Source organism: Nocardioides sp. NPDC057577, from assembly GCF_042801335.1.
In the GTDB taxonomy this organism is placed as follows: Bacteria; Actinomycetota; Actinomycetes; order Propionibacteriales; family Nocardioidaceae; genus Nocardioides.
Map to the genome: position 1 here is coordinate 1 of NZ_JBHVGB010000122.1, position 18,176 is coordinate 18,176.

The 18,176-nt window shown below is 68.8% G+C and carries 19 protein-coding genes and 1 tRNA gene; 11 read left to right on the forward strand and 9 right to left on the reverse strand.

The genetic code is table 11. The features are described from left to right. Window positions 1–39: 39 nt before the first annotated feature. Together ACFU7D_RS20700 and ACFU7D_RS20705 are read right to left on the reverse strand one after the other, a co-directional pair. Window positions 40–113 (reverse strand) — tRNA-Pro (locus tag ACFU7D_RS20700). A 73-nt stretch (window positions 114–186) separates the two neighbouring features. Continuing rightward, window positions 187–1,107, reverse strand: a complete 921-nt coding sequence (locus tag ACFU7D_RS20705; RefSeq protein ID WP_378725404.1) for a metallophosphoesterase — start codon at window positions 1,105–1,107, stop codon at window positions 187–189. A gap of 26 nt (window positions 1,108–1,133) precedes the next feature. Here ACFU7D_RS20705 and ACFU7D_RS20710 point away from each other — a divergent pair, with 26 nt between their 5' ends. Then, window positions 1,134–1,592 carry a GatB/YqeY domain-containing protein gene (locus ACFU7D_RS20710; RefSeq protein WP_378870636.1) on the forward strand — a complete coding sequence of 153 codons (459 nt, stop codon included), beginning with the start codon at window positions 1,134–1,136 and terminating at the stop codon, window positions 1,590–1,592. A gap of 67 nt (window positions 1,593–1,659) precedes the next feature. Here ACFU7D_RS20710 and ACFU7D_RS20715 read toward each other — a convergent pair whose 3' ends face one another. Then, complete coding sequence (locus tag ACFU7D_RS20715) at window positions 1,660–4,095, reverse strand: penicillin-binding protein (protein ID WP_378870638.1); 2,436 nt, start codon at window positions 4,093–4,095, stop codon at window positions 1,660–1,662. Between the two features lie 228 nt (window positions 4,096–4,323). On the opposite strand from ACFU7D_RS20715, the gene ACFU7D_RS20720 reads away from it, so the two are divergent. Beyond that, window positions 4,324–4,599, forward strand: a complete 276-nt coding sequence (locus ACFU7D_RS20720; RefSeq protein WP_045548985.1) for a WhiB family transcriptional regulator — start codon at window positions 4,324–4,326, stop codon at window positions 4,597–4,599. A gap of 93 nt (window positions 4,600–4,692) precedes the next feature. On the opposite strand, the gene ACFU7D_RS20725 is transcribed toward ACFU7D_RS20720, so the two are convergent. From ACFU7D_RS20725 to ACFU7D_RS20735, 3 genes are all read right to left on the reverse strand, one after another. Beyond that, the gene (locus ACFU7D_RS20725; protein WP_378725399.1) at window positions 4,693–5,859 is read right to left on the reverse strand and encodes an ArsA family ATPase; all 1,167 of its coding nucleotides are present in this window, start codon (window positions 5,857–5,859) and stop codon (window positions 4,693–4,695) included. After that, window positions 5,856–6,872, reverse strand: a complete 1,017-nt coding sequence (locus ACFU7D_RS20730) for an ArsA-related P-loop ATPase (protein ID WP_378870641.1) — start codon at window positions 6,870–6,872, stop codon at window positions 5,856–5,858. The genes ACFU7D_RS20725 and ACFU7D_RS20730 overlap by 4 nt, the downstream gene beginning before the upstream one ends. An 86-nt stretch (window positions 6,873–6,958) precedes the next feature. After that, window positions 6,959–7,774 carry a maleylpyruvate isomerase family mycothiol-dependent enzyme gene (locus ACFU7D_RS20735; protein WP_378870644.1) on the reverse strand — a complete coding sequence of 272 codons (816 nt, stop codon included), beginning with the start codon at window positions 7,772–7,774 and terminating at the stop codon, window positions 6,959–6,961. Window positions 7,775–7,866: 92 nt separating this feature from the next. Here ACFU7D_RS20735 and ACFU7D_RS20740 point away from each other — a divergent pair, with 92 nt between their 5' ends. The 5 genes from ACFU7D_RS20740 to ACFU7D_RS20760 are packed head-to-tail and all read left to right on the forward strand — an operon-like array spanning window position 7,867 to window position 10,808. Further along, window positions 7,867–8,022 carry a DUF4177 domain-containing protein gene (locus ACFU7D_RS20740; RefSeq protein WP_141791386.1) on the forward strand — a complete coding sequence of 52 codons (156 nt, stop codon included), beginning with the start codon at window positions 7,867–7,869 and terminating at the stop codon, window positions 8,020–8,022. Then, window positions 8,019–8,477, forward strand: coding sequence for a RidA family protein (locus tag ACFU7D_RS20745; protein WP_378870646.1), 459 nt, complete (start codon window positions 8,019–8,021; stop codon window positions 8,475–8,477). Before ACFU7D_RS20740 ends, ACFU7D_RS20745 begins: the two co-directional genes overlap by 4 nt. A 50-nt stretch (window positions 8,478–8,527) precedes the next feature. Beyond that, on the forward strand, window positions 8,528–9,400 hold the full coding sequence (locus ACFU7D_RS20750; protein WP_378870648.1) for an NUDIX hydrolase: 873 nt from the start codon (window positions 8,528–8,530) through the stop codon (window positions 9,398–9,400). Then, window positions 9,400–10,194 (forward strand): MBL fold metallo-hydrolase, encoded by a 795-nt coding sequence (locus ACFU7D_RS20755; RefSeq protein ID WP_378870650.1) that lies wholly within the window; start codon window positions 9,400–9,402, stop codon window positions 10,192–10,194. Before ACFU7D_RS20750 ends, ACFU7D_RS20755 begins: the two co-directional genes overlap by 1 nt. 17 nt (window positions 10,195–10,211) lie before the next feature. Continuing rightward, complete coding sequence (locus ACFU7D_RS20760; RefSeq protein ID WP_378870653.1) at window positions 10,212–10,808, forward strand: YdeI family protein; 597 nt, start codon at window positions 10,212–10,214, stop codon at window positions 10,806–10,808. Between the two features lie 38 nt (window positions 10,809–10,846). On the opposite strand, the gene ACFU7D_RS20765 is transcribed toward ACFU7D_RS20760, so the two are convergent. From ACFU7D_RS20765 to ACFU7D_RS20775, 3 genes are all read right to left on the reverse strand, one after another. Next, entirely contained in the window at window positions 10,847–13,444 is a 2,598-nt protein-coding gene (locus ACFU7D_RS20765) for a hypothetical protein (RefSeq protein ID WP_378870655.1), read from the reverse strand. Beyond that, a complete protein-coding gene (locus ACFU7D_RS20770; RefSeq protein WP_378870657.1) occupies window positions 13,437–13,937 on the reverse strand; it encodes a SigE family RNA polymerase sigma factor in 501 nt (166 codons plus the stop codon). Before ACFU7D_RS20770 ends, ACFU7D_RS20765 begins: the two co-directional genes overlap by 8 nt. Before the next feature lie 69 nt (window positions 13,938–14,006). After that, a complete protein-coding gene (locus ACFU7D_RS20775; protein ID WP_008356269.1) occupies window positions 14,007–14,684 on the reverse strand; it encodes a Crp/Fnr family transcriptional regulator in 678 nt (225 codons plus the stop codon). A 187-nt stretch (window positions 14,685–14,871) separates the two neighbouring features. Here ACFU7D_RS20775 and nth point away from each other — a divergent pair, with 187 nt between their 5' ends. From nth to ACFU7D_RS20795, 4 genes are read left to right on the forward strand one after another with little or no spacing between them, the layout of a single operon-like run. Continuing rightward, on the forward strand, window positions 14,872–15,588 hold the full coding sequence (gene nth, locus ACFU7D_RS20780) for an endonuclease III (RefSeq protein ID WP_378725382.1): 717 nt from the start codon (window positions 14,872–14,874) through the stop codon (window positions 15,586–15,588). After that, the gene (locus ACFU7D_RS20785; protein WP_378870659.1) at window positions 15,588–16,232 is read left to right on the forward strand and encodes a TlpA family protein disulfide reductase; all 645 of its coding nucleotides are present in this window, start codon (window positions 15,588–15,590) and stop codon (window positions 16,230–16,232) included. Before nth ends, ACFU7D_RS20785 begins: the two co-directional genes overlap by 1 nt. After that, a complete protein-coding gene (locus ACFU7D_RS20790) occupies window positions 16,229–16,924 on the forward strand; it encodes an NUDIX hydrolase (RefSeq protein ID WP_378870661.1) in 696 nt (231 codons plus the stop codon). The genes ACFU7D_RS20785 and ACFU7D_RS20790 overlap by 4 nt, the downstream gene beginning before the upstream one ends. Beyond that, window positions 16,921–18,099 (forward strand): MarP family serine protease, encoded by a 1,179-nt coding sequence (locus tag ACFU7D_RS20795; protein WP_378725377.1) that lies wholly within the window; start codon window positions 16,921–16,923, stop codon window positions 18,097–18,099. The genes ACFU7D_RS20790 and ACFU7D_RS20795 overlap by 4 nt, the downstream gene beginning before the upstream one ends. Window positions 18,100–18,176: the final 77 nt, after the last annotated feature.

The following is an 18,176-nucleotide window of genomic DNA, read 5'->3' on the forward strand; positions in this document are numbered from 1 at the left end:
GGCTCGGAGATCTTGCGATCTCCGAGCCTGAGCTCGATGTCGGGTTGACAGGATTTGAACCTGCGGCCCCCTCGTCCCGAACGAGGTGCGCTACCAAGCTGCGCTACAACCCGAATGCTGCACCGAACAAACGGTCCAACGAGGAATGAGCATAGCCCAGAGACTCCCCGGAGCCGTAATCGGGCCCTACCGACCTGACGCTCCGCGCGGGGTGAGCGTCAGGAGGGTCGCCTCGGGGCGGCAGGCGATGCGGATCCGGGTGTAGGGCGAGGTGCCGAGACCCGCCGAGACGTGCATCCAGGCCTGCCGTCCGCCGTGGGTATGCGTGTGCAGGCCGCGTACCCGGGCGGGGTCGAGGTCGCAGTTGGTGGCCAGGGCCCGCCCTCCCGGCAGACAGATCTGACCGCCGTGGGTGTGGCCGGCCAGGATCGCGTCGTAGCCGTCGGCGGTGAACTGGTCCAGGACCCGCAGATAGGGAGCGTGCGCGACCCCGAGGCGTACGTCCGCGGACGGGTCCGCGGGGCCGGCGACCGCAGACAGGTCGTCGAGGCGCAGGTGGGGGTCGTCGACGCCGGCGAAGGCGAACTCGACGCCCTTGACGGTCAGCGTCGAGCGCGTGTTGGTGAGATCGAGCCAGCCCGACTTGGTGAACGACGCGGACAGGTCACGCCAGGGGAGCTCGGGCACGTTCGTCTGCCGTTTGCCGTTGTCCGGCAGCAGGTAGCCGATCGGGTTGCGCAGCCGCGGCTCGTAGTAGTCGTTGGAGCCGTGCACGAAGACCCCCGGTACGTCGAGCAGCGTGCCGAGAGCGTTGACGATCGATGGCACCGCCCGCTGGTGAGCCAGGTTGTCACCGGTGTCGATGACCAGGTCCGGCTTCAAGGCGGCCAGGGACGCGATCCAGTCGAGCTTCTTGTGCTGCGACGGGACCACGTGCATGTCGGAGAGGTGCAGCACCCGCAGCGGGTCCGCGCCCTCGGGGAGCACCGGCAGTCCGACATGGCGCAGCGTGTATTGACGGGCCTCCCACAGGGCGTACGCCGTCATGGCCGCGCCGGTGGCGATCCCGGTGCCGAGGGTTGCACCGATTACTGAGGCGAGCCGCATGGCACAACCCTGCCACAATGGGTCTCATGAGCACTCTGAAGGACCAGCTGAGGACCGACCTGACCTCCGCGATGAAGGCCCGCGACAAGCACCGCGCCGGGACGCTGCGCATGGTCATGGCCTCGATCACCGAGGCGGAGGTCGCCGGCAAGGAGGCCAAGGTGCTCACCGACGACGAGATCATCACGATCCTCACCCGTGAGGCCAAGAAGCGCCGCGAGGCGGCCACCGCCTTCGCCGACGGCGGTCGCGCCGAGCAGGCGGAGAAGGAGACCGCGGAGGCTGCGGTGATCACCGAGTACCTGCCCGCTCAGCTGAGCGCCGAGGAGATCTCAGACCTGGTCAGCAAGGCCATCGCCCAGACCGGTGCGGCCGATCTCGGGATGAAGGGCATGGGCAAGGTGATGGGCGTCCTCACCCCGCAGACCAAGGGCCGTGCCGACGGCGGTGCCGTGGCGGCCGAGGTGCGCAAGCAGCTCGCCTGACGGCGATCCGAGAACGACTGTGGCCCCACCGGATTCGGTGGGGCCACAGTCGTTGGTGCTCTCGGCGTCAGCCGGTCGGCCACTCCCAACCGAAGTCGGGCTCTTCCTCGACCGCTGCCGGCTTCTCGTTGCCGGGCTTCTTCTCGGGCTGCTGCTTCTTCTTCTTGGGCTTGGGATCGGGCTTCGGCTCCGGGCCCATCGAGGTGTAGATCGTCACCGGCGACCCCTCGGCGGCCTCGCCGGACGGAGTGGTGAAGGCGACCAGACCGGGGTCGTATTCCGAGTACGCCTCCGGGCCGACCTGGACCTGGAAGCCCGCGGCCCGCAGGACCTTCGTGGCCTTCTCGACGGTCATGCCGCCGGTCCAGGGGACGTCGACCGTGTTGCCCGCGATCACGTTCGGGTCGGGCTCCTTGAAGTCCACCCACTTGAGATACTTGTCGATCACCTGCATCGCGTCGCCCCACATCGGGCCGGCGAAACCCGATCCCGATGCGGTGGCGATGTAGTCGCCGCCGATGTACTGGCCCTGGAGACCCAGTGGCGTGCCCGCCGAGTTCGCTCCGGCGATCATCGCCGCGGTCGCGAGCCGCGGCGTGTAGCCCATCAGCCACACCGCCTTGTTGTCCTGCGTGGTGCCGGTCTTGCCGGCGCTCGGCACCGACAGGGCCAGGTTCTGGCCGAAACCGCCGGGCTCCATCACACCGCGGAGGATGTCGTTGACCGCGTCGGCGGTGCCCTTGGCCATCGCCTGCTCGCAGGTCGGCTCGTACTGCTTGATCACCTTGCCGTTGGCGTCGAGGATCTCGTTGACCGGCACCGAGTCGCAGTGCTTGCCACGGGCGCCGAACGTCGCGTACGCCTCCGCCATCTCGAGCGGGCTGACGTCGACGACGCCGAGGGTGAAGGTCGGCACGCGCTCTGCACCCCGGCAGTCCGCGACCTCCCCGGCCTTGCAGATGTGGCCGTCCTCGGGCGCAATTCCGAACGGGGCGGTGAGCTTGACGCCCATCTTCTGCGCCATCTTGTAGGGCGTGCACATCCCGGTGAGCTGGAAGAGCTGGGCGTAGAAGGTGTTCACCGACTCCCGCGTGCCGGTGTAGGCGTCCTTGCTGCCCGAGGTCGTGGAGTTGTGGAAGGTGTGGGAACCGACCCGGTTGCCGTCACCCGGGCAGCCGGCGAAGGTGGACTCGTTGAGGGTCAACTCCTCGGGGGAGTTGATCTTCTGCTTGAGCGGGAAGCCCTGCTCGATCGCGGCGGCCAGCGTGAACGCCTTGAAGGTCGACCCGGCCTGGAAGCCGTTGGAGTCGCCCGACTTCTCCTTCGGGACCAGGTAGTTGAGGTAGGACTGGCCCTTCTTCTTGTTGTCACCCATCGGACGGGACTGGGCGAGCGCCCGGACCCGGCCGGTGCCGGGCTCGACCATGGCCAGGGCACCGATGGCCTGATCCGTCGCGTGGACGTGGTCCTCGACGGACTCCTGAGCGGCGTCCTGGAACCGCTGGTCGAGCGTGGTCTTGATGGTCAGACCGCCCGACTTGATCAGCGCGAGCCGGTCGGTCTCGTTCTCGCCGAAGGCCGGGTCCTTGAGCAGCCACTTGATCACGTAGTCGCAGAAGAACTCCGCCGACGAGCCGAGGCAGCCGTTGCGCTGCTTCTGGACGTCCAGGCCGAGGTCGGCGTCCTTCAGCTTCTCCGCCTCGGGGCGGGAGACGACGTTGAGCGCGGCCATCCGGTCGAGGACGACGTTGCGGCGGGCGATGGTGGCGTCGGGGTAGTTGGTCGGGTCGTAGCCGGTGGGGTTCTTCACCATCCCGGCCAGCATCGCCGACTGCTGCCAGTTGAGCTCGGAGGCGTTGACGTTGAAGTAGTGCTTGGCGGCGGCCTGGACGCCGTAGGCGCCGTCGCCGAAGTAGGCCGCGTTGAGGTAGCGCTCCAGGATCCAGTCCTTGGAGTGCTTCTCCTCCAGCGCGATCGCGTAGCGCAGCTCGCGGATCTTGCGGGCCGTCGACTTCTCGATGGCCGCCTTGCGCTCGGCCTCGGTCTTCGCCGAGTAGACCAAGGTGGTCTTGACCAGCTGCTGGGTGATCGAGGAACCACCCTGCACCGAGTCGCTCGCCTGGTTGGTGATCAGCGCACGCAGCGTTCCTTTGAGGTCCATCGCGCCGTGCTGGTAGAAGCGGTAGTCCTCGATCGCCAGGAGCGCCTTCGTCATGTTGGACGAGATCTGGTCGAGAGGACGGTAGACGCGGTTCTGGTCGTAGAGCGTCGTGATCACGTTGCCCTTGCGGTCGACGATCTTGGTCGTCTGGGACATGTCGTCGACCTCGAAGGCCTGCGGCAGCGAGTCCATCTTCTCGGCGGTCTCCTTGGCCGCGATCCCGGCCACACCGGCGAAGGGGATGGCGAGACCTGCGGCGACGACTCCGAGGACGGCTGCCACGCCGCACATGACGGCGAGATGCTTGAGCACGGTCTGCGGGCGCAGCGACGGCGAGGACATGCTGGTCATCGTAGGTGATCGCGGCTAATAGCACATGATTCGCAAATGTAGCCGGACAGGGAGGCCACAAAGGGGTCCTAGGACCCCTACTAGTCATTTAGAACTACGTACTTTGGGTCAGAAGGGTGTGTCACTCGACAGGCTCGGGTCCTTAACCTTTAGTCCGCACGGGCGCCCACGCCGTCAAATTGGGGAGGGCGAAGCGCTCCGACGAAGGGATGGCACACAATGTGGGTTGATGAATGGTCGCTGCAGGCCGCTTGTCGTGAGAACGAGCCCGACGAGCTCTTCGTGCGTGGAGCCGAGCAGAACAAGGCCAAGATGGTCTGTTCCGGCTGCGTAGTCCGCACCGAGTGCCTCGCCGAGGCGCTCGACAACCAGATCGAGTGGGGTGTCTGGGGCGGCATGACCGAGCGCGAGCGTCGTGCGCTGCTCCGTCGCAGCCCGAACGCCTCCTGGCGCGCCGTGCTCGAGGCCGCGCGCACCCGTGCCTCGGTGGAGTGACCTCTCGTCCCCTACTCGAGTGGATCGCTGAAGATCTTGGTCTGAGCCAGGACGTACGTTTCGTACGTCCTGGCTCGACCCTTTTCCAGGTGCTCAGCCCTGGGCCAGCAACCGGGCGATCTCGCGGAGCCCGTCGAGATCGTGTACGTCACCGGGCAGCGCCGGCACGACGGCGGTCGGCACCTGGGGATGAGCGACCGCGAAGCGCTCGCGCAGCTGATCCTGGCGCTCGACCAGGAGCGCGCGGTCGGCATGGAGCCGCAGCAGTCCGGCGGTGAGGGGCGCATCGGGGAGGCGCTCGGAGGCAGCTCCCGCCGCGGCCGCGGTGAGCGCTGCATCGTCGGGCAGGGTGGCTCGGTTGACGACCAGGCCCTGGAGCGGCATCCGGTCACCGGAGAGCCGCTCGACGAAGTAGGCGGCCTCCCGGAGCGCGTCGGGCTCGGGGGCGGCGATGACGAGGAATGCGGTCTCGTCGGCCTGGAGCAGGGCGTACGTCTCCTGGGCCCGTTGCCGGAAACCACCGAAGACGGTGTCGAGTGCGGTCACGAAGGTCTGCAGGTCGGTGAGCATCTGCCCGCCGAGCACCTTCTTGAGCGCGTTCGTGACTATGTTGATCCCGGCAGACATCAGCCTGACCGGCCCCTTGGCCGGGGCCAGCATCAGGCGCAGGAACCGCCCGTCGAGGAAGCTGGAGAGCCGCTCGGGGGCGTCGAGGAAGTCCAGGGCGCTTCGGCTCGGGGGTGTGTCGACGACGATCAGGTCGTAGTCGCCGTTGCCGCCGTTGTGGGCGAAGGAGTCGCGGTAGAGCTGGCCGAGCTTCTCCATCGCCATGTATTCCTGCGTGCCCGCGAAGCTGGAGCTCAGCGCGATGTAGAACTGGTTGCTCAGGATCTGCTGCGCCTTCTCGGGGCTGGCCTGGGACTCGACCACCTCGTCGAAGGTGCGCTTCATGTCGAGCATCATCGCGTCGAGCCGGCCCGGGCCGATCCCGGGAACGGGGCGGGGCGTGTTGTCGAGCTGGGCGATGCCCATCGACTGGGCGAGCCTGCGTGCGGGATCGATCGTCAGCACCACGACCTTGCGTCCGCGCTCCGCGGCCCGCAGCGCGAGCGCTGCCGACGTGGTCGTCTTGCCCACGCCGCCGCTGCCGCAGCAGACGATGATGTGGGTGTTGCGGTCGTCGAGCAGTCGGTCGACGTCGAGGGCCAGGGTGCGGTCGGCGTGGGCCGCCAGCGGGCCGACGCGTGGGCGTGCCGTCATGCCAGCCCCTGATCCTTGAGCTCGGCCGCGAGCTCGTAGAGCCCGCCGATGTCGATCCCGCCGGCGATCCGGTTGAGCTCGTAGGTCGGGACCCCGAGGCCGGCGACGAGGTCGCGTTGGGCGTCCTCGAGGGCTCGGCGCTCGGCGTACTCCTTCGCCTCGGTGGTGAGGGCGGAGATCAGGGCGGGGTCGGGTTCGACGCCGGCGCGCTTGAGGTCCTCGGCGATCTGCTCGCTGTCGAGGGTGCCGGCGAGGGCGGGGGTGAGCGACTCGTCCGGGAGGTCGCGGGGGCGCATCTGGTTGACGATGACCCCACCCACGGGGAGGCCGGCGGCGCGCAGGTCGCTGATGCCGTCGGAGGTCTCCTGGACCGGCATCTCCTCCAGCAGCGTGACCAGATGGACGGCGGTGCGGCGGGAGCGGAACAGGGTCATCATGGTGTCGGCCTGGTTCTTGATCGGGCCGACCTTGGCCAGACCCGCGACCGACTCGGACACGTTGAGGAAGGTGGTGATCCGGCCGGTCGGGGGAGCGTCGAGCACGACGGCGTCGTAGGTCCGCGCGCCCTTGTTGCGGCTGTTGCGCTGGACGGCCTCGAAGAGCTTGCCGGTGAGGAGGACGTCTCTGACCCCGGGCGCGATCGTGGTCGCGAACTCGACGACGCCGAACCGGTCGAGGGCACGGCCGGCCGGGCCGAGCTTGTAGTACATCTTGAGGTATTCGAGGAGTGCTTCCTCCGGGGCGATGTGCAGCGCGTAGACGTTGCCCGGCTCGGCGTCGGCACCCGACCGCGATCGCAGCCGCAGCCCGGTCGCGATGCGGGTCTCGGCGTAGGGAAGCGGGTCGACGTCGAACATCCGCGCCACCCCCTGGCGGCCCTCGACCTCGCAGAGCAGGACGTTCTTCCCGTGGGAGGCCAGCCCGAGCGCGAGAGCCGCAGCCACCGTCGACTTGCCCGTGCCGCCCTTGCCGGTCACCACATGCAGCTGCACGTGGGGCCAGTCGGAACTCATGGACCCGACTTTATCCGGGCCGAGGGGGTTGTGAACCCGAGAGTGACCTATAGATCACTCTCAGCTTCACAACTCAGGTTCACGACTCAGGGGGTGATGTTGAGGTTCTCGACGATCTTGGTGCCGAGCACGGTGTCGCCGGTGATCTCGACCTTGCCGGGGTCGCCGGAGGCTCGGCCGCCGGCGAGGAGGACGTACGTCTCCCGGTCGGTGCTGAGGGTGACGGTGGGCGCGGTCACCGGGTCGGCCACCGGGACGCCCTTGCCCTCCTTGGTGACGGTGAACGCGTAGGGCGCGTGGCCCTCGACCTCGACGACGACAGTGGCGCCAGGGGCACCGCCGGCCTTCTTCGCGAGCACGAAGCCGACGCCTTCGAGCAGATAGTCGGCGGTGTGGAGGGCGCCGGGGCTGTCGAGGTCGCCGGGGCGGCCGGTGGCGCGGCGGATGTCCTGCTCGTGCAGCCAGACGTCGAGCGGCCGGTTGCGGAGCAGCTTGCCGGTCGTCCACCCGAGCGCGCCGAAGACGCCGGACGCCGGCGCCGCGGGGTCCTCGGGTGGGGAGGCGAGCAGCTCGTCGTGACGTACGGCGGTGTGGCGGCGGATCTCGTCGATGATGCTCGCCGGTGAGGCCTCGCGGCGGGTGAGCACGCCGATCTCGGTGAACTGGCCCATCGGCGACTTGATGTGGGCGGAATCGGGCACGGTGGCGTCCTCGCGGGGCGCGCCGGCGGTGAGGCCCTCGAGATGTGCGACGTGGGAGGCGACGGCGCGTACGTCCCAGCCGGGGAGATCGGTGGGCCGGTCCCAGTCGGGCTCGGAGAGCTCCTCGAGGAGCGTGAGGAGGTCCTGGACGGAGGACCACCAGGAGTCGACGTACGTCTTCAGCTGCTCTGCGGAAGTCACGGACCTGACGATAGTGGGCAGGGGCGTCGGTTGGAAGGTCAAACCATGTCGTCGGGAGACCTGTCCGACGGTCCGCGAAGTAGGGTGCCGATATGACCAAGTGGGAGTACCAGGTAGCGCCGATCCTCAACCACGCTGCGGCGCAGATTCTCAACAACTTCGGTGCCGACGGGTGGGAGCTCGTCTCCATCCTCGACAACGGCACCGGCAACTACGTCGGCTTCTTCAAGCGGGCGGTCTCGGAGTGAGCTCGCCCGAGGAGGTCCTCGCCGAGCTCGGGCTGTCGGTGCCGGAGGTGGTTCCTCCGGTGGCGGCCTACATCCCGGCGCTTCGCACTGGCGACTACGTCTTCACCTCCGGCCAGCTGCCGATGAAGGACGGCGCACTGCTGTCCACCGGCAAGCTCGGTGGCGACGTCTCGCCCGAGGAGGGTGTGGCAGCCGCGCAGCAGTGCGCGCTCAACGCGCTCGCCGCGGTGAAGGCCGAGATCGGCGACCTGTCGCTGGTCAAGCGGGTCGTCAAGGTGACCTGCTTCGTCGCCTCCACTCCCGACTTCACCGCCCAGCCGAGCATCGCCAACGGTGCCTCCGAGCTGCTCGGCAAGGTCTTCGGCGACGCCGGCCGCCACACGCGATCCGCCGTCGGCGTGTCCGTCCTGCCGCTCGACGCACCCGTCGAGGTGGAGATCATCGTCGAGATCTGAGCCTCGGACAGGGGTAGGGGTCTGGTGTGAGCGTCGCTACAGTGACGAGCGTGCGTATCCCGATCCCTCCAGTCCGGCTTGGTGACGACATCGTGGCGTTGGCCGGGGAGTACGCCCAGGGCGTACGCACCCCGGTCGAGCCACGCGACGCGGCGACGGTGCTGCTGTTGCGGCCGGGCTCGGTCGCCGGACCCGAGGTCTATCTGCTCCGTCGCCAGCTGACGATGGGGTTCGCTGCCGGGATGGCTGTCTTCCCCGGCGGCGGCGTGGACGTACGCGACGCCGAGCTGCCCGACTCCTGCTGGGCCGGGCCGTCCGCCGCTGAGTGGGCGCGCCGGCTCGGGGTCGATGAGTCCCGCGCACGGGCGCTGGTCGCCGCGGCGGTGCGGGAGACGTTCGAGGAGTGCGGGGTGCTGCTCGCGGGAGCGTCGGGCGATGAGGTCGTCGACGACGTCTCGGGCGACGACTGGGAGGCCGACCGGGCCGCCCTGGAGTCACGCGCGTTGTCGTTGACCGAGCTGCTGACCCGGCGCGGTCTGGTGCTGCGTACGGATCTGCTGGCGCCATGGGCCGCGTGGACGACGCCCGTCTTCGAGCCGAAGCGCTTCGCGACCTGGTTCTTCGTCGCGCGGCTCCCCGAGGGGCAGGTGACCCGCGACGTGTCCAGCGAGTCCTCCTCGGTGCTCTGGCTGGGGGTCGCCGATGCGGTGGCCCAGGTCGAGGCCGGTGAGCTGGCGATGATGCCGCCGACCTATCTCAACTGTCTCGAGGTCTCCTCGGTCGGCTCGGAGGACGAGGTCCTCGCCGCCGCCGCGGAGCGTGAGCTGACGATGTTCACGCCGGCCGTCGCGGAGGTCGACGGCGGCCACGCCCTGTCGATGATGCCGCTGCACGCCTCCCTCGTCGCTGGGAGGGGGCGCTGATGAGCGAGTCCTGGACAGGCGGGACCTTCGGTGAGCGCGGGCAGTGCATCCTCGCGCCCAACCCCGGGATCATGTCGCTCGACGGCACCAACACGTGGGTGCTGCGCGAGCCGGGTGCGCGCCGGTCGGTCGTGATCGACCCCGGACCTCTCGACGAGGGGCACCTCGATGCCGTCGCGGAGGCCGCCGGCGAGGTCGCGACGGTGCTGCTGACCCATCATCACTACGACCACTCCGAGGCGGCACGGGCCTTCGCGGAGCGGGTCGGGGCAGACGTACGCGCTCTTGATCCTGAATACCGGCTCGGGACCGAGGGGCTCGGCGACGGCGACGTCATCGAGGTCGACGGCCTGGAGATCCGCGTCGTCGGGACTCCTGGGCATACCTCGGACTCGCTGTCCTTCTGGCTGCCTGCCGACGGGGCTGTGCTGACCGGCGACACCGTTCTCGGGCGGGGGACGACCGTTGTCGCCCATCCAGACGGCGAGCTGGGTGCCTACCTCGACTCGCTCGACCGTCTCCACGCGCTCGCCTCCGAGCATGGTGTCGGCAGCGTGTGGCCCGGCCACGGCCCGGTCATCGGTGACGCGTTGGCCGCGCTGGACTACTACATCTCCCATCGCCGCGAACGCCTCGGCCAGGTCGAGGGCGCCGTCTCGGCGTTGGGAACCACGCCTGCCGAGGCGGACCCGAGGGCGATCGTCGAGACCGTGTACGCCGACGTCGACCGGGTTCTCTGGGGTGCCGCCGAGCTGTCGGTCAGAGCGCAATTGGCTTACCTCGCTGAGCGCTGAGGCCTACTGTTCGGCTCATGGCCATCCTGCCCGGAGCCGAGCTCCTGCTTCCCGACCCGCCCGCGTGGCGGGCCTGGCTGGAGGAGCACCATGCCGACACTCCCGCGGTCTGGCTGGTACTGACGAAGAAGGGCGGCACGCTCACCACGTTGGCCTGGCAGACGGCGCTTGACGAAGCGCTCTGCTTCGGCTGGATCGACGGCCAGGCCCGGCGCCGCGACGAGCAGTCGTCGTTTCAGCGGTTCACCCCGCGTGGGCCGAAGAGCCGCTGGTCCCTGAGGAACGTCGAGCACATCGGCCGCCTCGAGGCCGAGGGCCGGATGACTGCCGCCGGGCGAGCCGCCGTGGAGGCGGCGAAGGCGGATGGGCGGTGGGAGGCGGCGTACGCGGGTCCGGCCACCGCCGAGACCCCGCCCGACCTCCTCGCTGCGATCGCCGCGGTGCCCGAGGCGCAGGCGATGTACGACGTCCTCACCTCGCAGAACCGTTTCGCCCTCTATCACCGCCTCACCGCCCTGAAGACCGAGGCCGCTCGGGTGCGCAAGATCGAGGAGTTCGTCGCCATGCTCGCCCGCCACGAGACTTTCTACCCCCAGAAGCGTCAGCCTCAGTAGGCCGCTCGCGGGAATGCAACGCGGCCTCCATCCACCGGCTACTTCGCCGGGCGAGAGGACGCTCCTCGCGGAGTGCGCCTGACTCGGCGCCAGACGAAGAACCCGATGACCGCGACGATGCCCGTGATCCCCAGAGTCGGCCAGAGTGGAATGGGCTTCGCCCACGTCGGGCTCGGCGGCGTGACGACCACATCGGCGGGAAGTGCGGTCGCGACGCTCAGCCCGGCCACGGAGGTGTTGACGTTGGCGACGACATCTGTCGAGCCGTCAGGGTCGACGGAGCGGAGGTCGACGTCATCGTCACCTTCGGTCGTGATGATCGGCGTACCGTCGCTCAGCCATCCGGCCACGCCGACGAGGCGACGGCCGTCGACGTCGACTCCGCGGACCTTCGGCGCATGGCCGATCGCCAGCTCGGCCTCGCCCGGCTGACGAGACCCGACCGAACGGACCTCACCCGCGTCGGGGCCGACCCAGATCGATGCGACTGGAGACTCCGTCCCGGGCAGCTCGGCCGCACCATCGGGCCACATCCGGGTGCTGGACTCGGTGCGTACGGCGACCGTGCCGTCGTTGCCGATTCCTGCGTTCACCCATCGTCCGTCGGGAAGTGGCTCGGCAGCGCCGTCGGGAGAGATCCGACCGGCGGCCCGGTCTTCGTAGTTGGAGTCCCAGACCAGCCAGCCAGAGTCCGGTGACCAGGAGAAGCTGGTGACCCTGCCGCGGGCGAGATCGAGGTCGTGTTCGACGACCTTGCCGGTCTCCAGAGCGATGACGTTCAGACCTTCTTCGGTGACGTACGCCAGGCGTGCTCCGTCGGGGGAGAGCTGGACTGCCGCCCATCCGCCACCGAAGACGCTGGCCTCGTCGATGTCCGGCAGGGCCAGACGGCGATAGTCGCCGTCGGCGGTGATCACCACCGCGGACCCCCCATCGCCGCCCATGAGGCCAGCGTCATCGGCGAACGCGAGCGTCGCACGACCGACCGCGAGGGAGTCGGAGACGGGGACATGCTTCTCCGGATTGTCGGTCCACCGGATCTCCCGGGGGATCACCAGGCGGCCGGGGCTGGGATCATCGGCGGTCGACGAGATCTTGACCAGCCTGTCGGCGTCGTCCTGCCCGTCGCTGCCAGAGGTGAATGCGGAACGATCGATGAGCATCACGCCTGCGACGACACCGAACAACAACGCCACCATCGCGACCACGGCGAACATGCGGGCGGCAGCGCGCCGCCGCCACATGATCGCAGCCGCCAGCCCGCCCGCGACCAGCCAGAACGCCGCTGTGCTCACCCAGGGAGGCAGGAAGAACGGCTTGCTCCGGTGCACCGTCGGATGCTTGATCGACCCGGTGTCGATGAGGTCATAGGCGATGCTGGTCGTGTCGGCGACGGTCGAGCCGGCATCGTCGCCGAGACTGATCAGGGAGCTTCCGCCCGCCGACTCGTTGTCAGGTGTCGGCCCAACCTCCCAGACCTGACCGAAGTAGATGTCGTCGGACCCGTAGAGCTTGAGGAGCGGCCCGTCTCCCACCCAGCCGACAGCTCGCCACATGGTGTCGTCAGGCGTGGCGTACGTCGCGCCGCTTCCGTCGACGCGGATCAGTCCGTCCTCGGAGCTGATGTAGAGGTCGTTGCCGCGATAGAGGATCGGTTCACCGATGGATGCCAACTCGGGACGTACGAGGGTGCTCGGCTTGCCATCGGGGTCTTGGAGATGGAGATCGGGCCCGGGATCACCGTTGAACGCGATCGCACCGTCGTCTGAGACGGCCCAGGTGGAGAGATCACCCTGATTGTCGATCCCGCCCTGGTAGGGAGTCATGGATGCGGACGCGAGGTGGATGACACCGGCGACCCGCGCGCCCGGCACGTACGCCTGGGCGTCCCATTGGTCCATCCGCGAGCCGGTCCAGAGCAACTGTCGCCCGCCCTCGGACCACTTCAGGTCGGATACGTAGGTGCCGCGGTCGTCACAGCCCGTCGCAGGACACGCCGCCGTCGCCAGGTCCCACTCGACGACGTCGCCGGTGGTCAGATCGGCGACACGCACCCCACCGGGCGTCGCGCCGTCGGGTCCCGCGTCGCGGCCCATCCCCCAGGCCCAGGCCAGGTGCTGGCCGTCCGGGGAGAGGGCGAGCGGTTGGTGCTCGACGTCGCCGTTGGTCCCGTTCCTCCAGTAGGGATCGAGAGCGATGAAGTCCGGAAGAAACAAGGGATGGTAGTCGCCATCGTCTGCGTCGATCACGACCGCGACGCCAGCGCTCGCGTCATCTGCGGGTCGGACGTACGCGATGGCGCCGATGCCGATGGCCAGATCATGCTCCAGCTCGTCGATGTGGGTGTACCGGCCGTCCTCCGTCTCAGCGAGCCAGGTCGGGGCGGCGTAGATCGTGTCGGGGACGGCCAGGTCGGCTCGGCTTCGGGCGGGGTCGACCTCGGCCGAGTCGCGGGTCGGAGCCAAGACGACCGCGCCGGCGATCAGAGCGACCGCGGCAGCGACCGACGCGGCGACGATGGTGAGCGAGCGCCGGTGGGCGCGACGGCCACGAGCGAAGAGATCGGCGGGGACGTACGCGCTGGGGGCGCTGTCGGCGATGCGGTGGAGCTCGTCGCGGAGATGCTGGTCAGTCATGGAGGAGCTCCTCGAGATGAGGCGCGAGGGTCCGCAGACGGGCGAGGGCCTTGCGGGTCGTGGACTTGACCGTGCCGGAGTGGATCCCGAGGAGGTGGGCGGTCTGGACCTCGGTGAGGTCTTCGAAGAAGCGGAGCACGAGGATCGTGCGCTGTCTAGGGGTGAGCTCGGCGAGTGCCTGTTCGAGGCTCAGGCGGAGATCGGAGTCCTTCGCCGGAGCAGAAGGTGCTTCGTACGACTCCGTCGGAGTCTCCTGCACACGACGTCGGCGCCACCAGGAGATGTTCTGGGTGTAGAGGATGCGACGGACGTACGGCTCGGGGTCGCCCTGGATGCGGTGCCACGACTTCGCGGCGGAGAAGAGAGCCTGCTGGACGAGGTCTTCGGCGAGGTGAGCGTCACCGGTGAGCAGATAGGCGGTGCGGGAGAGCGCGGGTACGCGCAGGCGTACGAACTGCTCGAACGCTTCTCGATCGAGATCTGTGGGGGACAAAGGCACGGCCTCCTTCACCGGCTACTACGCCGGATGAAAGGAGGCCGGGTGCCTACTTAAAGTAAAGAATCAGCGGGCGCGGCGGGCCATGCGCTCGATGTCCATGATGACCACGCTGCGCGGCTCGAGGCGGAGCCAGCCGCGGCTGGCGAAGTCGGCCAGGGCCTTGTTGACCGTCTCGCGGGAGGCGCCGACGAGCTGGGCGAGCTCCTCCTGGGTGAGGTCGTGGTGGACGTGGACGCCGTCGTCGGCGGTGCGGCCGAAGCGGTCGGCGAGGTCGAGCAGGGCCTTCGCGACACGGCCGGGGACGTCGGAGAAGACGAGGTCGGCGACGACGTCGTTGGCCTTGCGGAGGCGGCCGGCCAGCTGGGCGAGCAGGCCGCGGGCGACGACCGGGCGGCCCTCGAGCCACTTGAGGAGGTCCTCGTGGGACAGGCTCGCGAAGGCGGAGTCGGTGACCGCGGTGACGGTGGCCGAACGGGGGCCGGGGTCGAAGAGCGAGAGCTCACCGAACATCTGGCCGGGGCCCATGATGGCGAGCAGGTTCTCGCGGCCGTCGGACGAGGTGCGGCCGAGCTTCACCTTGCCGTCGATCACGACGTACAGCTTGTCGCCGGAGTCGCCCTCGTGAAAGAGCACCTCTCCGCGGCGGAGCTTCGACTCTGCCATCGAGGCGTGCAGGGCCGTCATCGACTCGTCGTCGAGTGCGCTGAAGAGCGGTGCCTGACGGAGTACGTCGTTGTCCATTGCGGCCATTCCTCCTGGATTTTCCCCACATCCGCGGGTATTACACCGGGAATCCTATCTGTGGAACGTCTCACAAGTGCACATCCCCCACCGATAAGCGCAGAAAGTGCATGTGTTGAGCGGTGTTTGTGCTAGCAGCCCTCCGGGCCGGATCGGGATTGTCGGTGCGGCCGCGTAGCCTTGCTGCGTGCCTGCCCAGAAGTTTGCGACTGAGACGCGCCTGGGTCTGGTGCGTCGTGCCCGTCGGATCGACCGCGTCCTCGGTGAGACCTACCCGGATGCGAAGGCCGAGCTCGACTTCACCAACCCGTTCGAGTGCCTGGTCGTGACCGTGCTGAGTGCACAGACCACGGACAAGCGGGTCAACCTGGCCTCGCCCGCCCTGTTCGCGGCCTACCCGTCGGCGAAGGAGATGGCGGCGGCGCCCCGGGAGCACCTCGAGCAGCTCGTCGGGCCGCTCGGCTTCTTCCGTGCCAAGACCGAGGCACTGCTGAAGCTGAGCGCCGTGCTGGTGGAGGAGTACGACGGCGAGGTGCCCTCGCGCCTGGAGCAGCTGGTGAAGCTGCCCGGTGTCGGGCGCAAGACCGCCAACGTGGTGCTCGGCAACGCCTTCGGCAAGCCGGGGATCACCGTCGACACCCACTTCGGACGGCTCTCGCGGCGCTTCGGTTGGACGACCGAGAAGGACCCGGTCAAGGTCGAGCACGAGGTAGGCGCGCTGTTCGAGAAGCGGGACTGGACGATGCTGTCCCACCACGTGATCTGGCACGGGCGGCGGATCTGTCACGCCCAGAAGCCGGCGTGCGGTGCCTGTCCGGTGTCACAGCTGTGCCCTGCGTACGGGGAGGGGCCGACCGACCCTGACGTCGCGGCGAAGCTGGTCCGCACGGAGGGCCGCAACTGATGGTGCGTGCCCTGGGGAGACGAGCCCGGGTCGTTTCGGCAGCTGCCCTGCTGCTGGCCGTCCTGGCCGGTTGCGGCACCGACTCCTCGAACGGGGGCGGACAGTCCGGCGCGCCCCTGGCCGATGAACCGTCCTCCAAGGTGAACGTCGCCACCGCGGAGATGGTCGCGGCCAAGAAGGCGTCGAAGGTGGAGGCCTGCCAGGAGGGTCCCGCGAGCGACGGTGGACTGCCGTCGATCGTGCTGGCCTGCCTCGGCGGTGGCGAGTCCGCCGACCTCGCGACGTTCGAGGGGCCGATGGTGATCAACCTCTTCCAGGGCTTCTGTGCGCCCTGCAAGGAGGAGATGCCTGCGCTGCAGAGCTTCTACGAGACCTACGGCGACGAGGTGCCGGTGATCGGCATCGACGTCATGGACACCGTCCCCGGGGTCGCGCTCGAAGAAGCGATCTCGCGTGGGGTGACCTTCCCGATGTACGCCGATCCAGGCGGCGAGCTGCAGGGCGGGCCGCTCACCGCGCGCTCGGTGCCGGCGACGTACGTCCTGTCCTCCTCCGGCGAGGTGGAGCTGCTGCAGATGGGCGGCATGACCAGTGCGACCCAGGTGAAGGAGCTCGTCGAGAAGAAGCTGGGGATCACGCTGTGAGCGAGCGTCAGGCGGCCAACGGGACTCGGCCGGAGTGGTTCGACGAGATCGTCGAGGCCGCCCGGCAGATCCAGGGCGAGGACATCTCACAGTTCCTGCCACCGGCCGACGGCAGCGCGCGCGAGTCGGCCGTGCTGATGCTGTTCGGCGAAGGTCCCTCGGGTCCCGATCTGTTGCTGACCGAGCGCTCGCACACGATGCGTTCGCATCCCGGCCAGGTCTCGTTCCCCGGCGGCCGGCTCGATCCGGGCGAGACCGTCGAGGAGGCGGCGCTGCGGGAGGCTTGGGAGGAGACCGGCCTCGACCCGGCCGGCGTCGACGTCGTCGGCCGCCTACCAGCGCTGTGGATCCCGTTCTCCAACCACGCGGTCGTGCCGATCATCGCGTGGTGGCGAGAGTCGTCTCCGGTCACGACCCGCTCGCTCGAAGAGGTGCATGCCGTCTACCGGGTGCCGTTGTCGGATCTCATGGATCCTGCCCACCGGATCCAGGTCGGCGCGCCGGGCCGCAGCGACTGGCTGATGCCCGCGTTCTTGATCGGGCCGGAGAAGGATGTCATCCTCTGGGGCTTCACAGGTGGAATCATCAGCCGCTTCTTCACCTATCTCGGGTGGATCACGGAGATTCCGGACGCGCCGATCAAGGAGTTGCCCGAATACATGTTCCAGGGACGCGAACGGAATCGGCCGTGAACTTTCTTGACTGGATCCTGATCATTCTCGTCGGGGCCTACGCGCTCTCGGGCTATTGGCAGGGTTTCATCACCGGCGCCTTCGCGACCGGCGGACTGCTGCTCGGTGGCTTCATCGGCATCTGGCTGGCGCCGAAGGTGCTCGGCAGCGCGGCTCCTTCGTTGTGGGTCTCGCTCGGCGCCCTGTTCGTCGTGATCGCGTGCGCGTCCATCGGGCAGGCGGTGCTGCAATACGGCGGCGTACGCGTGCGGGACGAGATCACCTGGCAGCCGGCCCGGGTCGTCGATGCGCTCGGCGGGTCGTTGCTCAGCGCGGCGGCCGTGCTGGTGGTTGCCTGGGCTCTCGGGGTCGCGGTCTCGGGGGCACAGATCAACGGGCTCACGCCCGCGGTGCGGGGGTCGGCGATCCTGGCCAAGGTCGACTCGATCATGCCGTCGCCTGCCGACCGTGCGCTGAGCGCGTTCAACGACGTCGTCGGCACCTCGTTCTTCCCGCGCTACCTGGAGCCGTTCGCCAATGAGCGGATCGTCGAGGTCGGCCCCGGCCCGCGGCGGATGCTCACCGACCCCGACGTCGTGCGCGCGGGCGAGTCGGTCCTCAAGATCCGCGGCGCCAACGAGTGCGGCAAGGGTGTCGAGGGCACCGGGTTCGTCATCGGGCGCGGCTATCTGATGACGAACGCCCATGTCGTCGCCGGTGTCGACGACCCCAACGTCATCGTCGGTGATGGAGCCAACGACGCCAAGGTCGTCCATTACGACCCGAAGATCGACATCGCGGTCTTGAAGTTCGAGGGCGGCGGCAACCTCGAGCGCCTCGATTTCGACCGCACCGCCGGCGCCGAGGATCCGATCGCTGTCCTGGGCTATCCGCAGGACGGCCCCTTCGACGTACAGCCCGGTCGTATCCGTGCCGAGCAGCGCCTCCGCTCGCCCGACATCTACGGCGTCGGCACCGTCATCCGCGACGTCTACTCCGTACGCAGCCTCATCCGCCCCGGCAACTCCGGCGGTCCCATCGTCGACTCCGAGGGTGACGTCGTCGGCGTCGTCTTCGCCGCCTCGGTCACCGACTCCGAGACCGGCTACGCCCTCACCACCGACCAGGTCATCGACATCGCCCGCGAGGCGCGCACCCAGACCGCTGCCGTCGACACCGGCGCCTGCGCCGGCTGACCCTCGTCGAGGCGTCGGCTAGGTCGGCCGAGACGTCACCTACGTCGGTCGAGACGTCACTCAGGTCGGCCGAGTTG

What these genes read in the sequence shown, in the direction of transcription:
- ACFU7D_RS20705 (WP_378725404.1), bottom strand. Translation starts at nt 1,107, where the DNA reads ATGCGGCTCGCCTCAGTAATCGGTGCAACCCTCGGCACCGGGATCGCC.
- ACFU7D_RS20710 (WP_378870636.1), top strand. Translation starts at nt 1,134, where the DNA reads ATGAGCACTCTGAAGGACCAGCTGAGGACCGACCTGACCTCCGCGATG.
- ACFU7D_RS20715 (WP_378870638.1), bottom strand. Translation starts at nt 4,095, where the DNA reads ATGTCCTCGCCGTCGCTGCGCCCGCAGACCGTGCTCAAGCATCTCGCC.
- ACFU7D_RS20720 (WP_045548985.1), top strand. Translation starts at nt 4,324, where the DNA reads ATGTGGGTTGATGAATGGTCGCTGCAGGCCGCTTGTCGTGAGAACGAG.
- ACFU7D_RS20725 (WP_378725399.1), bottom strand. Translation starts at nt 5,859, where the DNA reads ATGACGGCACGCCCACGCGTCGGCCCGCTGGCGGCCCACGCCGACCGC.
- ACFU7D_RS20730 (WP_378870641.1), bottom strand. Translation starts at nt 6,872, where the DNA reads ATGAGTTCCGACTGGCCCCACGTGCAGCTGCATGTGGTGACCGGCAAG.
- ACFU7D_RS20740 (WP_141791386.1), top strand. Translation starts at nt 7,867, where the DNA reads ATGACCAAGTGGGAGTACCAGGTAGCGCCGATCCTCAACCACGCTGCG.
- ACFU7D_RS20755 (WP_378870650.1), top strand. Translation starts at nt 9,400, where the DNA reads ATGAGCGAGTCCTGGACAGGCGGGACCTTCGGTGAGCGCGGGCAGTGC.
- ACFU7D_RS20760 (WP_378870653.1), top strand. Translation starts at nt 10,212, where the DNA reads ATGGCCATCCTGCCCGGAGCCGAGCTCCTGCTTCCCGACCCGCCCGCG.
- ACFU7D_RS20765 (WP_378870655.1), bottom strand. Translation starts at nt 13,444, where the DNA reads ATGACTGACCAGCATCTCCGCGACGAGCTCCACCGCATCGCCGACAGC.
- ACFU7D_RS20775 (WP_008356269.1), bottom strand. Translation starts at nt 14,684, where the DNA reads ATGGACAACGACGTACTCCGTCAGGCACCGCTCTTCAGCGCACTCGAC.
- ACFU7D_RS20785 (WP_378870659.1), top strand. Translation starts at nt 15,588, where the DNA reads ATGGTGCGTGCCCTGGGGAGACGAGCCCGGGTCGTTTCGGCAGCTGCC.